15 protein-coding genes are annotated in these 12,776 nt (G+C 68.4%); 3 read left to right on the forward strand and 12 right to left on the reverse strand.

The features are described 5' to 3' along the window. Positions 1-5 precede the first annotated feature (5 nt). The 3 genes from AB0L97_RS02080 to AB0L97_RS02090 form a co-directional block, all read right to left on the reverse strand. Positions 6-1,223 (reverse strand): SfnB family sulfur acquisition oxidoreductase, encoded by a 1,218-nt coding sequence (locus AB0L97_RS02080; RefSeq protein ID WP_364424737.1) that lies wholly within the window; start codon positions 1,221-1,223, stop codon positions 6-8. Continuing rightward, a complete protein-coding gene (gene sfnG, locus AB0L97_RS02085) occupies positions 1,223-2,338 on the reverse strand; it encodes a dimethylsulfone monooxygenase SfnG (RefSeq protein WP_355071422.1) in 1,116 nt (371 codons plus the stop codon). Before sfnG ends, AB0L97_RS02080 begins: the two co-directional genes overlap by 1 nt. 127 nt (positions 2,339-2,465) lie before the next feature. Continuing rightward, entirely contained in the window at positions 2,466-3,857 is a 1,392-nt protein-coding gene (locus tag AB0L97_RS02090) for a styrene monooxygenase/indole monooxygenase family protein (RefSeq protein ID WP_364424738.1), read from the reverse strand. Between the two features lie 98 nt (positions 3,858-3,955). Between AB0L97_RS02090 and AB0L97_RS02095 the strand changes: the two genes are divergently transcribed. Next, positions 3,956-4,438 carry a GAF domain-containing protein gene (locus AB0L97_RS02095; RefSeq protein WP_364424869.1) on the forward strand — a complete coding sequence of 161 codons (483 nt, stop codon included), beginning with the start codon at positions 3,956-3,958 and terminating at the stop codon, positions 4,436-4,438. Between the two features lie 346 nt (positions 4,439-4,784). Here the strand turns inward: AB0L97_RS02095 and AB0L97_RS02100 are convergent, their stop codons facing one another. Together AB0L97_RS02100 and AB0L97_RS02105 are read right to left on the reverse strand one after the other, a co-directional pair. Further along, complete coding sequence (locus AB0L97_RS02100; RefSeq protein ID WP_364424739.1) at positions 4,785-6,218, reverse strand: LLM class flavin-dependent oxidoreductase; 1,434 nt, start codon at positions 6,216-6,218, stop codon at positions 4,785-4,787. After that, on the reverse strand, positions 6,215-7,438 hold the full coding sequence (locus AB0L97_RS02105; RefSeq protein ID WP_364424740.1) for an acyl-CoA dehydrogenase family protein: 1,224 nt from the start codon (positions 7,436-7,438) through the stop codon (positions 6,215-6,217). The genes AB0L97_RS02100 and AB0L97_RS02105 overlap by 4 nt, the downstream gene beginning before the upstream one ends. 223 nt (positions 7,439-7,661) lie before the next feature. Between AB0L97_RS02105 and AB0L97_RS02110 the strand changes: the two genes are divergently transcribed. Beyond that, positions 7,662-7,964 carry a DUF1905 domain-containing protein gene (locus AB0L97_RS02110; RefSeq protein WP_364424742.1) on the forward strand — a complete coding sequence of 101 codons (303 nt, stop codon included), beginning with the start codon at positions 7,662-7,664 and terminating at the stop codon, positions 7,962-7,964. A 22-nt stretch (positions 7,965-7,986) separates the two neighbouring features. Here AB0L97_RS02110 and AB0L97_RS02115 read toward each other — a convergent pair whose 3' ends face one another. The 6 genes from AB0L97_RS02115 to AB0L97_RS02140 form a co-directional block, all read right to left on the reverse strand. After that, positions 7,987-8,586 carry a hypothetical protein gene (locus AB0L97_RS02115; protein ID WP_364424744.1) on the reverse strand — a complete coding sequence of 200 codons (600 nt, stop codon included), beginning with the start codon at positions 8,584-8,586 and terminating at the stop codon, positions 7,987-7,989. Positions 8,587-8,730: 144 nt separating this feature from the next. After that, positions 8,731-9,060 carry a hypothetical protein gene (locus tag AB0L97_RS02120; protein ID WP_245562771.1) on the reverse strand — a complete coding sequence of 110 codons (330 nt, stop codon included), beginning with the start codon at positions 9,058-9,060 and terminating at the stop codon, positions 8,731-8,733. A 111-nt stretch (positions 9,061-9,171) separates the two neighbouring features. Beyond that, on the reverse strand, positions 9,172-9,468 hold the full coding sequence (locus AB0L97_RS02125; protein WP_355071396.1) for a hypothetical protein: 297 nt from the start codon (positions 9,466-9,468) through the stop codon (positions 9,172-9,174). Then, positions 9,455-9,679 (reverse strand): hypothetical protein, encoded by a 225-nt coding sequence (locus tag AB0L97_RS02130; protein ID WP_063016531.1) that lies wholly within the window; start codon positions 9,677-9,679, stop codon positions 9,455-9,457. Before AB0L97_RS02130 ends, AB0L97_RS02125 begins: the two co-directional genes overlap by 14 nt. Positions 9,680-9,832: 153 nt before the next feature. Next, on the reverse strand, positions 9,833-10,717 hold the full coding sequence (locus AB0L97_RS02135; RefSeq protein WP_364424747.1) for an RNA polymerase sigma-70 factor: 885 nt from the start codon (positions 10,715-10,717) through the stop codon (positions 9,833-9,835). Between the two features lie 47 nt (positions 10,718-10,764). Continuing rightward, positions 10,765-11,148 (reverse strand): DoxX family protein, encoded by a 384-nt coding sequence (locus AB0L97_RS02140; protein ID WP_364424749.1) that lies wholly within the window; start codon positions 11,146-11,148, stop codon positions 10,765-10,767. 203 nt (positions 11,149-11,351) lie between these two features. On the opposite strand from AB0L97_RS02140, the gene AB0L97_RS02145 reads away from it, so the two are divergent. Beyond that, positions 11,352-12,143 carry an alpha/beta hydrolase gene (locus AB0L97_RS02145; protein ID WP_356962942.1) on the forward strand — a complete coding sequence of 264 codons (792 nt, stop codon included), beginning with the start codon at positions 11,352-11,354 and terminating at the stop codon, positions 12,141-12,143. Positions 12,144-12,155: 12 nt separating this feature from the next. Here the strand turns inward: AB0L97_RS02145 and AB0L97_RS02150 are convergent, their stop codons facing one another. Then, positions 12,156-12,752 (reverse strand): TetR/AcrR family transcriptional regulator, encoded by a 597-nt coding sequence (locus AB0L97_RS02150; RefSeq protein WP_364424751.1) that lies wholly within the window; start codon positions 12,750-12,752, stop codon positions 12,156-12,158. Between the last annotated feature and the right edge of the window lie 24 nt (positions 12,753-12,776).

The raw sequence follows: 12,776 nt of genomic DNA on the forward strand, positions 1-12,776 counted from the left end.
TCCTTTCAGATCACACCGTGGAGCGGTGGCGCGGCGTCGTGCAGCAGGGCCCTGCCGATGTGCTGGTATTTCCAGCGCACCGGATCGTGCAGGGTGTGCGTGCGCGCGTTGCGCCAGAAGTGGTGCAGATTGAGATCCGCCGCCGCGCTGCGCGTTCCGCCGACCTCGAACAGTGCGGCGGACACGTCGTTGGCGGCGCGGTCGGCGAGTATCTTGGCGGTCGCTACGGCCAGCGACGACTGGGCGATGTTCGCGGCGCTCGGATCGATCCGGATAGCCGCGTCCAATGCCCATCCGGCCGACGAGAGCGTCGCCTCGGCGGCGGTCACCGCGACGGACAATTCACCGAAGCGCTGGATCAACAGCGGGTCGTCCACCGCGTTCGCCACCCCCGCCTCGAACCACGGACGACTCTTCGTGCGCACGAATTCCGTTGCCGCGGTGAGGGCGCCTCGGGCGATGCCGGTGTCGATGGCGGCGTGCAGCAACTGGGCGAACGCGCCATAGCCGGTGGGTGCCCGCACCGCGCCGGCGCGGGGAATCACCTGGTCGCGATCGACAAGCACTTCGTCGAAGGACACCGTTCCACTGCCGGTGGTGCGCTGCCCTATCCCGTTCCAGTCGTCCACGACGCGTACACCGGGAGTGTTCGCGGGCAGGTAGACGATGTACTCACCGGCCTCGAGACCGCTGCGGCCTTCCGGATCGTCCAGCCGGGTCAGCACCGCGAACAGGTCGGCGAACAGCGATCCGGTGCAGTAGTACTTCACGCCGTCCACCCGGAATCGGTCACCGGCCGGCCGCAGCGTGGTGGCGATGTCGGCGACGGTCGTACCGCCGCGCTCGGACTGCGCGTTGGCGATGCGCCCGCCGTCGAGCACCCGCCCGAAGTACCGCTCCTGCTGCTGGACCGTACCCGCGAGCCGGAGCAGGTTCACATACACGAAGTGGCTGTGCGGGATCTGCGCGATGTTGGGGTCGGCCGTGGCGAGAATCCGCGTCACTTCCGCGACCGCGCTGGGCGGCAGATCCGCGCCGCCGTGCGCGGCGGGCACGGTGATCGCGAGCAGACCGCTGGCCGCCAGCCGATCGACCTCCGCGTACGGCAGCGCGCGCTCCCGGTCGCGTTCGGCGGCTCCCGGCGCGAAGTCCGCCGCGAGCCGCTGTGCGACCGCGAACGCTTGTGCCGCCGACAGGATGCGATCGGCGGCGACCGCGGTCATCAGTTCACCGCCGCGACGGGCCGCTGCGCGGCTTCCAGCTCACGCACCAGCGGGAGCACCTTCGCGCCGAAGTACTCGATCTCCTCCTGGAAGTGCAGGAAGCCGCCGAGAATCAGGTCGACGCCGAGCTGCTTGTAGGCGACGATCCGCTCGGCCACCTGCTCCGGCGTGCCGATCAGCTGGGTGCGGAAACCGTCGTTGTACTGCACCAGGTCCTCGAACGTGGAATCGGCCCACATGCCCTTGCGGTCCTTGGTGGACGCGCCCGCCTGCTGCACCGCGTCGCGGAAGCCTTCCACCGCGGGCTTGTTCGCCTTCTCGACGATCTCGCGCAGGGTGTCGCGAGCTTCCCGCTCGGTATCACGGGCGATGATGAAGCCGTTGAGCCCGAATCTCACCTCGCGGTCGTGGGCGCGGGCGACGGCGCGCAGGTCGTCGAGTTGTTCGGTGACGCCGTCGAAGTCCTTGCCGTTGGAGAAGTACCAGTCGGCGTAGCGGCCGCCGTTGCGCCGTGCGGCGGTCGAGTTGCCGCCCTGGAAGAGTTCGGGGTTCGGCCGCTCCGGGGTGTTCAGCGGCTTCGGCTTCAGGGTGAAGTCCCGGATGCGGTAGAAGTCGCCGCCGTAGTTCACGTTGTCCTCGGTCCAGATCTTGCGGATCACCTCGAGGAATTCGGCGCTGCGCCGGTAGCGCTCGTCGTGCTCGAGCCACGGCTCGCCGAGCGCGGTGAATTCACCGGCGAACCAGCCGGACACGACGTTGATGGCGAACCGGCCATTCGACAGGTGGTCGGCGGTGGCGCCGAACTTGGCCAGTACCGCCGGATGCCACAGCCCGGGATGCACGGCCGCGATGACCTTCAGCCGCTCGGTCGCGCCGAGCAGCGCGAGACTGAACGAGGTCGATTCGTGCTGGTACTCCGCGCCGTAGGAGGCGGTGTAGCGCACCTGGGACAGCGCGTAATCGAAGCCGTTGTTCTCGGCGGTCTGCGCCAGCTTCTTGTTGTACTCGAAATCCCAGCTGGTGCGCTGTTCGATATCGCTGGTGACCAGTCCCCCGCTGACGTTGGGCACCCAGTAGGCGAACCGGATCTGCTCGGCGATCTGCTCCGTGGTCATAGCTGCTCCATGGTTATCGGGGGTAGCCGTCGGATCGGAGGCCGGACGCCACGCATGCGTCCGGCGCTCCTTCCACTCCAGCACCGGCCCCCGGTCGGGACGAGGTTTTGAATCTGCGCGATTCGGATCAGGCGTCGGCGAGCGCGGGCGAGTAGCTCGACCTGGCGAACTTGCCCGCGGGCGCGAACCGGCCCAGTAGTGCGGCGGCGTCCTCGCCGGTGACCCGCGTGATGAACTCGTTGACCGCTTCCGGCGAGTCGACCGGCAGGAACGGCTGCGGCCGGTGCAGCAGGCCGACCAGCGCCGAAGCGAACGCCGGGTCGACGGCCGCCGCGGCGAAGAACGCGTTGCCGACCTCGGCCAGTTCGGGATCGCTGAGGAACAGCCTGGTCACCTTGTTCGCCGCATCTGCGCGCGCGGCGAGGAACGCGGCGTACTGCCGCGCGATCCACGCCTCGTCGAACGGTCCTTCGTGCACGGCGGCCGCCGCGACCAGACGCTGCGCCTGGATCAGGCCGCTCTGCGCGCCCTGCCCGGCGATCGGATCGTAGGCGATGGCGGTGTCACCCAGCGCGGCGACCACGTGGCCCCCCGCGGTGCGCCCGACCCCCGACCGCACGACCGGGCGCACCGCGCCCTTCAGCCACGAGTGCGGATCCTCGGGAATGGTCCTGGTGGCCAGCACCTCCGGCAGGTCCCACTCGATGTAGTCGCGGTAGAGGTCCTGCACGATCCGGTGCGCCGACTCGGCGGAGTCGGCCCCGGCGAATCGCTTCTCCCAGTCACTGCCGGGCCGCGCCCAGCCGAGGAAGGCCCAGCTCGGCCCCGCGTCCTTGTGCAGGTACGGGCCCCACCAGCCCTCGCCTTGGTCGGCGAGGATGGAGAAGCCGCTGTGCGCGCCGCCCGCCACGCTGCGATGCGCGAAAACATCTTCGTCGTGGCCGATCCCGGTGACGACGACGGTGAGCAAGGACCGCTGCGGCGCGTCGTAGGGCGTGCGCTGCGCGTCGACGGGGAACAGGTCCGACAGCCCGCCGCGGCCGGTCGCGACCAGGGTGAGGTCGTTGGCGGCGGCGATACCGTCGAGCGTCTCCGGCGTCACTTGCTCGACCGCGAACCGGCCGCCGCGCTCCAGGAACGCGGTGAGCCGCTCGTCGGCCTTGAGCCGGGTGTCCACCGCCACGCCGACGTATCCGTCGAAATGGCCGTCGAATTGGATCAATTCGGGACGATCGGGGCCCGGTCCGGCGATGCGTACGCTCAAGCCGGTGTGCCGGGGCGCCCGCCCGGTGTAGCTATCCAATCCGAGCGCGGCCTCGGCCTGCTGGGTCTCACCGAATTCCAGCGCGGTGCCGGTGGCGGGCACGTCGTCGCGTAAGGCGCGCTGATCGCGCTCACTGTAAAGGGTGACGTCGAAACCGGCGTCGAGAAGTCCTAGCGCCGCAGTGACGCCGGTCTGTCCGGCACCGATTACCGCGGCCGAACGAGTGGAACGGGATACGGGTTGCTGCGAAGTCATGCAGGGATGATGCGATGGACGCGCGATGCTCGCCGAGTGTTGCGATCACCGAGAATCAATGGGCAGACAGCGAATTCCCAGCGCGTACCATTCGGCCCATGTCGTTTGTCGTCGCCGACCTGACCGGAGACCGCACCGAGCAGTACCGCCAACTCATCGCCCAAGCCGAAGCGCTGGTCGCGGGCGAGACCGACCGCATCGCCAACGCCGCCAATCTCGCCGCGCTGGTATTCCACGCGCTACCCGATGTGAATTGGGTGGGTTTCTATTTCTACGACGGTCGGGAACTGGTGGTCGGCCCGTTCCAGGGCAAACCCGCGTGTGTGCGCATCGCGCTGGGAAAAGGCGTCTGTGGCACGGCGGCGCAAACCAGAACCACTCAGCTCGTGCCCGACGTGCACGCATTCGAGGGGCACATCGCGTGCGACGCCGATACGCGTTCGGAAATTGTCGTACCGCTGGTCCGCGACGATGCGCTGATCGGGGTATTCGACCTCGACAGTCCGCGGCCTGGGCGGTTCGACGAAGTCGACCGCGCAGGGTTGGAATCCATAGCCGAAATCTTCTTTACCGCAAACTGATTGCCTTCAATCGCAACGTATGCGACTCGTCGTCGACAGGCGGGTGCCTCGGTCCTACTTTCGGTCGAATCTGGGATACACCCAGACCAATTGCGGCAGCAACTGCCCCTCCGCCGCACTCACTGCGACGAAACAGCCGTCGGCCGGCTGCGCAGCGCGCATTGTGCAGCCGTGGGCAGAAGCGCCGGGCCATTCGACATTTGCATGCGCTTCTCGGTCCGGAAGTGATATGTCCGAGCAGCCGCCGGACCGCCTGGCGTTGGCGGACGACGGCACCACGTAGATCCACAGTAGGCCCAGTCGACCGCCGCCATCGGAACTGTGTGGCGTGACGCCGTCCCGGAAATCAGGTGCTCGCCTCGACCGTCGCCCCAGGACGCGAGACCGTATCCGGCAGAGCCGTCGATCCCGCACCGCCCACGCGGTAGCTCGCGCCGCGATGTTCCGTGGGCAATCGATCACCCGCGCCGAACAGTGCGTTGCGTAGCGTGCCCGGCGTGTATTCCGGTGTGTACGCGCCTCTGGCGGTCAGTACCGGGACGACGTGCCGGACGATGTCTTCGAACGTTCCCGGTGTGATCGCGTAGGCCAGGTTGAAGCCGTCCAGGTCGGTTTCGGCGGCCCATTCCTGGAGCAGGTCGGCGACCGTCTCCCCGGAACCGACGAAGACCGGGCCCATGCCGCCGATGCCGGCCCACTTGCCGATGTCGCGGACGGTCCATTCCCGCCCGTCGTCGTCGAATTCCTGGAACGCCGCCACCGCCGACTGGATCGCGTTGCTTTCGACTTGGCCGATCGGGTCGTCGAGGTCGTAGCGGGACAGATCGATGCCCATCCAGCCGGACATGAACACCAAGCCGCCCTCGACACTGGCGTAGGACAGGTACTCCTCGTGCTTGCGCCGCGCCGCCTCGTCGGTCGCGTCGGTGATGATCGTCGCGAGCGCGTAGATGCGCGCGGCGTCACGGGCGCGGCCTGCCGCCGCCAGCGCGTCCCTGATCCGGGAAACCGTCTGCGCGAGCACTCGTTTCGACGGACCGGCGATGAAGATGGCCTCGGCGTTCTCGGCCGCGAAACGCACCCCGCGCGGAGACGCGCCCGCCTGGTAGATCACCGGCGTGCGTTGCGGCGACGGCTCCGACAGGTGGATGCCCGGCACGGTGTAGTGCGTGCCGCGATGACCGATGTGGTGCACCTTGGCCGGGTCCACGTAGACGCCCGCGGTCGCGTCGCGGACCACCGCGTCGTCCTCCCACGAGCCTTCCCACAGCTTGTACAGCACCTCGAGGTATTCATCGGCCTGGTTGTAGCGCTCGTCGTGGTCGAGCTGGTCGGCCGCGCCGAAATTGCGTGCGGCCGAAGGCAGGTAGCCGGTCACCACATTCCAGCCCAGCCTGCCGTTGGTGAGATGGTCGAGCGTGGACAGCCGCCGCGCGAACGGGTACGGGTGCTCGAATCCGGTGCCGGTGGTGATGCCGAACCCGAGATGCTCGGTCACCGCCGCCATGGCGGAGACCAGCAGCAGCGGGTCGGCAACCGGGATCTGCGCGCCTTGGCGCAGCGCGGCGATGTCGTTGCCGCCGTAGACGTCGTAGGTACCCAGGACGTCGGCGATGAAGATGCCGTCGAAGCGGCCGCGTTCGAGCAGCTTCGCCAGCTCCGTCCAGTAGCCCAGCTCCTTGTAGCGGTGCGACTGGTCGTCGGGATGCCGCCACAGCCCCGGGGACTGGTGGGCGACGCAGTTCATGTCGAATGCGTTGAACCGGATCCGGCGGGTCACTGCGCGGCTCCTCCGGCCGGTGTACGCTCGCCCGCGCTCCAGGCGAACGGCAGATCGGCGCCGTTGAGCAGGTGATCGCCGATCGCCCGCGCCTTCTGGATCGCCGGGTTGTGCACCGAGATGGTGCGGGCGTTACGCCAGTGCCGATCCAGCCGCAGCTGTTCGGAAACGACCGATGCGCCACCCACTTCGAACAGCAGCGATGTGGCGGGCAGCACCAGATCGATGACGGCGAGCTGGGCCCGGGCCGCCGCGAGTTCGGCGGCCACCACCGCGCTCTCGTCCTTCGCGCCGCCCGCCAGCACGTGGTCGAGCACGTCGGCGACGGCGAGCACACTGGCCTCGGCGGCGAACGCGGCCGCCGACAGCCGCCCGATCACCTGTTGCACCAGCGGATCGTGCCGCGGCAGGTCGGCGGCGGAGTGTGTGTAGCCGCGGGTACGCGCCGCGACCCAGTCTCGGATATCGCGCTCGGCGCGCTTGGCGATGCCCGCCAGCACCGCGAGCTGGACCAGTTGCAGGTAGGAGGTCGCGTAGGTCGGTCCGGGCGCGCCGTAGCCGGGGCCGAGGATCCGGTCTTCGCTTACCGCCACATCGGTGAATTCCGTTGTTCCACTGGCCGTCAGCCGCTGGCCGAAGCCGTCCCAGTCGTCGTGCTGACGCACTCCCTCGGCGTTCGCGTCCACCAGCACCCCGACGCGCTCACCGTTCCGGTCGGCGGCGGCCAGAATGTAGTCCGCGTACAGCGATCCCGTGCTGTAGTACTTGACACCATTGAGCAGCCAGCGCCCGCCGTCCTCGGTCAGCGTGGTGCGGTAGCGGTCCACCGCGCCGACACCTGGTTCGGTGATCGCGTTGCCCACCAGCGTGCCTTCGGCCACCGCGCGCAGCCACCGCTCCCGCTCGGGCCCTTGCTCCGCAAGGAGTTGATCCTCGACGAACGAGAAGTGCACCCGCAGCGCTTGCGGCAGATTCGATTCCGCGGCGGCGAGTTCGATGAGCAAGCGGAACAGCTGCCGGACGGTGACGCCGTAGCCGCCGAACTCGACCGGAACGCGCAGCGCGCCGAATTTCGCCGCGCGCAGCAGTCCTACCTCGTGATGAGGAAGCGTGCGATCGATTTCTCGCGTCACGGCGCCCTGGGCGATCCGGTCGAAGATCGGGCCGAAGATCGCATCCAGTTCGGAATCGGTAGTGGATTTCGCCTCGGTGGTCGTCATCAGCCCACCATCGCGCACCCCGCGCGGTCGCTCACGGGTTGCGCGCAGCGCGATCGAAATGCTCGCCGAAGCGGGGAGATCGACCGCTCAGGTGCGCGAGGTCCCAGCCAGGTCGGCTTGTCCGCGTGCGTTGGTCAGCGCGGTGACGACGCAGGTGCCGAGTCACATGCGCTGTCGCGGGCGACGCGGTGCCGCTGTCGGTGCCCGCCGCTACAGTCGCGACGTGGCTGGTTCGCGGTACTCGTTCACGGCGGAAGTGTGGGAACACCAGGGGAATGCCGCTTGGCATTTCGTGTCGCTGCCCGAAGACTTGGCCGATGAGATCGAGGAGCGGTACGCCCATCGTTCCGGCGGATTCGGCGCCGTGCGGGTGCATGTGGTCGTCGGCGGCTCCCGGTGGTCCACTTCGCTGTTTCCGGACAAGTCGCGTGCGACCTACGTCTTGCCGATGAAGAAAGCGGTGCGGGTCGCCGAGGGGCTCGAAGCCGGATCGGCCGCGCGAATCGAGCTCACTGTCGCGCTGTGATCAGCGAAGCTCCGACGGCCGCTCAGTATTCGGCCGGACGCCCCGCGAACCATCCCGCGGCGACCTTGCGCCTGCTCGCACTTCGCTTGACCGCCACCACCACGATCACGAGCACACCGAGCACCACGCCACCGAAACCGAGGGCGAGCGCACCGAACAGTGTGCCGACGAACGACGAGCCGAGACCCTGTCCGATGGCGACCGTCACCTCGGAACTACCCGCCGTGGTCACGCGATAGGCGCCCGGCTTCGCGGCCTCGAACGAGAACCCGGCCCGTCCCTCGTGGCTGCCGAAGGAATACGTGATGATCGCGTCGTACTTCTGCAACTCCAGGTGCTTGCCGTCCGGATCGAGCACCCGAAGGTTGACCGTGCCGGAGGGGCCCCGGGACGATGCCCCGGCGTACTCGAAGTACACGGTGTAGCCGCCGGACTCCGCCAAGTTCACCATGCCGGAGCCGGGCACCTTGACCCGCTGGAAGTCGTCGATCCGGCCCGAGGTCTGCAGGAAGCCGAGAGCGCCGAGGACGATCCCGCCGATGACGCCGAGGCCGATCAGCGCGCCACCCAGCGCGAACCAGCGACCGGATGGGCTGATCGGTTGCGCGGTAGGCGATCCCACCGGACTCGGCGATGTCGGAAAAGGCGGCTGTGACACGGTCGAACCCTCGGCTTCTGGTCGACACCCGCGTCGACGTAGCGACAGCGTACGGTCTGCTTCACCGCCTCGCTACGCGAATCGTCGACCGCCCCGGCTGGCCGGAACTCAGCGCGTCTGAGCCGCCGACATGCACTCGCTCGCGATACGACCGCTGGCGGCGCGCGCCTTGTCCGCGTCCTCTTTGCTCATCCCCAGCGTTTCCTGGTTGGGAGACTTGGTGTCGTACTCGTCGCTGATCATGATCCGCAGTCCGGCCTGGGAAATGCCCTGGTCGACGAACACTTTCGCCGCGCATTCGGCCAGTTGCTTGTTCTTGAGGCCCTTGTCCTGCAACGACTTGGCGAGATCGGCCTGCGTCACCGTGGGCGCCGCCGTGTCCTTGTCGCTGCCGCATGCCGCGAGCACCGGCAGCGCGATCAGCGCCGCGGCGATCATGCAGATCCGCACCTGACTCCTCTTCCTCGACTGACCACTGTCGGTGGCGTGGCCACCATAATGCCGTCCGGCCTTCAGCGGTAGTCGTGCGCGGTCTTTGCCCAGGAGGCCTCAGAGGTCCATGGCCGCGCGCAACGCGGTGTCGAGCCGTTCCAGCGTGTCGGTGTCCACCACGTCCACCCGCTCGGCCAGCCAACCGCGGAAGATGCGCCCGATGTTCCCGGCATGCACCCAGCCGTGTTCCTCCACCGGAACCGCGAGGATGTCCTGCGGATCGTCCTCGAGCACCTCGGCCGCGATCAACCAGGGGCGCGGCGATTCGTTGATGCCGTCACTGCTGATGAGCACGACCGTTCGGCGGCGCGGCGAACCATGCGGGTTGTAGATCCACAGTTCACCCCGACGCACGCATCGCCTCCTCGGCGGCCGCCAGTTCGGCCGCGTCCGCGGCGGCCTCGGCGGTCACATCCGACACCGGACCGACCCCGGTGCGCACGGCCTCCCGTCGCGCGGCCTTCGAAATCCAAGCCGACGGCGACATTCCCGCGCGGGCGGCCGCCTGCTCGGCATACGACCAAGCGGCTTCGTCCAGCGAAAGGGTGACCTTACGCGTTGCCATACCAATTATCCTACCGATATTGCCGGGTCCGGCACCAGCCCTCGGCGACGACCGCGTCAGCGCGATCTGGGCGATTCCCAGCGCGCCACCGGAAGCGACCCGCACTGCTCGCTGCCGGTGAGCGCGTGGCGGCCGCCACGGCGCTGCCGATATTCAGCGCAACGCGAGCGGCGTCTCGGACTCGACGCGGGTCAGCTTTTCCGGGTTGCCGACGAAGTAGAGGCCGGTGATGTGGTCGTCCTCGATGTGGAAGGCCATGATGCCGTCGAGCACGCCGTCCAGGCGCAGCGCCAGTGCCGGGTGTCCGTTGATCAGAATGGTTTCGCAGCTGAGCTCGGCCTGGACCTTGCCGGTGCCGCCGGTGATGTAGCGGGCGACCTTCTCCGCACCGATGACGGGGTGCAGCGCGGCTCGCTTGATACCGCCGCCGTCGCTCATGAGGACGACATGCGGCGCGACGACGTCGAGCACGCCTTGTGGATCCCCTGATTCGAGCGCGCGCCCGAACGCCTCCACCGACGCGCGGGTCTGGCTGGGCGATACCACCGAACGCGGGCGGCGGGCCTCGACGTGGCGGCGGGCGCGGTGCGCGATCTGGCGGACGGTCGGCGGGTTCTTGCCGACCGCGGCCGCGATCTCCTCGTAGCCGAGGTCGAAGACCTCGCGCAACACGAAGACAGCACGTTCGGTGGGCGAGAGCGTCTCGAGGACGAGCATCATCGCCATCGAGATGTTCTCGGCGAGTTCGACATGCTCGGCGACGTCGGGTGCGGTGAGCATCGGCTCGGGCAGCCAGGGGCCGACGTATGCCTCTCTGCGGCGCTTCATCGTGCGTAGCCGGTTGAGCGACTGCCGGGTAGTGATCCGGACCAAATAGGCACGTTCGTCGTCCACCTGTTCGGTGTCGGCTTTCACCCAGCGCAGCCAGGTCTCCTGCAGCACGTCCTCGGCGTCGGCGGACGAGCCGAGCATCTCGTAGGCGACGGTGAACAACAGGTCGCGGTGGGCGACGAAAGCCTCGGTCGCGTGGTCGCTCATCTTCTCGACCCTTCTCCTCGGTGGTTGGCTGCGTTCGATCCGGGCCGTCAGCTCGTGAAAGGTTCGAGGGCGAACCGGCCCCACGCGATGAACACCGCGACCGCGAGATATACCGAGTTCAGCACGACGAACTTGGACTGCCCGAGCCGGCCGTGGGTGATCATCGCGCCGACCATGAGCCCGACCCAGCAGACCGCCGTGACCGGCACCAGCACCGGCGCGATGTCGAGCACGGCGGGCAGGATCAGACCGGCCGCCGCCAGGATCTGCAGGAGGCCCAGACCTTTGACGAAGCCGTCGCCGGCCGTCGCGGTCCATTCCCCGCCGGGTGACGCGGCGAGCTTCTCTCGCGGAACGTACGCCTTGGTGATGCCGCCGAAGAGGGCGAGCGCGGCCAACAGTGCCGTCGCGATCCACAGTGCGATGTTCATCGGGAACTCCTTCGTATCCAGCGTGTCGGCATCCAGACACCGCGCGAGCAAGCACTGTGACAGCCAGTGAGCTAGATCACTCCCCGGACGGGGACGGGCCGCGTCGATTCCGCACTGTCGGAAATAGCTGCGCCCCGCCACTCCAGTCGGCGGCTGCTGCGCGATACCAACTGATGACAGGTGACTGCTGTTAGGGTTGGCGCATGACGACGTTGCACCATCACCGCGTCGGCGCGGGCGAGCCGCTCGTGCTGGTACACGGGGTCGGGAGCCGGTGGCAGGTGTGGGAGCCGATCATCGACACACTGGCCGCGTCGTACGAAGTGATCGCCGTCGACCTGCCCGGCTTCGGCGGTTCGACGCACCCGCTCGCGCACAACACGGTGCCCAACCTCACCGACGCGCTCGCCGAATTCCTCGCCGCGCAGGGGATCGAACAACCGCATCTCGCGGGGAACTCGATGGGCGGGCTGATCACGCTGGAATTGGGCGCTCGCGGGCTGGCTCGCTCGGTGACCGCCTACTCCCCGATCGGCTTCTGGGACACCGCCGGTCGCGTGTGGTGTCAGCAGTCGCTGGGCAAGTCACGGGCGTTGGCGCGCAAGCTGCGGCCCGCCCTGCCGTCCGTCCTCGGCACCGCCGCGGGCCGGACCGTGTTCCTCTCCCTGGTCTTCGGCAAACCCTGGGCGCTGGATGCGAAGGTGGCGCTGGACACGGCCATCGGCGCTGCGGACGCGGCCGGATTCGACGAGGCGATCGCCTCGTTCACCGATGTCCGGCTGCCCGAAATCGACTCCCTCGCCGACATTCCGGTGACCATCGCATGGGGCAGCCGCGACATCCTGCTCACCTACGCGACCCAGAGCCGCAAGGCGCGCAGCGTGCTACCGGACGCCGAGCACGTCACGCTGCACGGCAGCGGGCACACGCCGTTCTTCGACGACCCGGCCGGATGCGCCCAGGTGCTGCTCGAGACGGTCACCCGCCAGCGCTAGACGCCCGTCCGTTCAGCCCGCGGGCGGGTCGAGCAACGTGTCAGCGGATGCCGTGCCGAGCAAGACGCGCACAGCATTACCCCACCGGTGCTGAAGAATCCGCTTGCGGGACACGTCCCCGGTGAGCAGCACCCGCAGGGCCGAGCCGGTCATGATCTCGATGGTGAACTCGGTGATCGTAGGCACCCGGGGATCGTCGGGGAACTCGCGCCGGAAGCTGTCGCGAATGCTGGTGTGCATCAGTTCGAACAAGCGGACCTCGAGCGGCAGGAAGGCCGCCCGCAGTTCCGGGTCGGTTCGCGCGCCCACCCACATCTCCAGCGCCGCCCAGAACGACGGGCCGCTGAACATCCGCATGGTCAGCTCGACGGCCGTCTCCAGCCGGTCCGCGTCGTCCGGGATCGCTTCGAACTCGCTTGTCAGCTGGTCGAAACGGCGTCGCGCCACATGCTCGACGGCGCCGGCGAGCAGATCGGCCCTGGTGGGGAAATAATGCTGCAACGTTCCCCGCGGCACACCCGCCCGCTTCTGCACCTCGAGCGTGGTCGTGCCCGCGTAACCGACCTCGACCAGGCTCTCCACCGCCGCGTCCAGCAGCCGCGTGCGCATGCGCTCCCTGCGCTGCGCCTGCGG

The sequence above is a fragment of the Nocardia sp. NPDC051911 genome, from assembly GCF_040681035.1.
GTDB lineage: Bacteria > Actinomycetota > Actinomycetes > Mycobacteriales > Mycobacteriaceae > Nocardia > Nocardia sichangensis.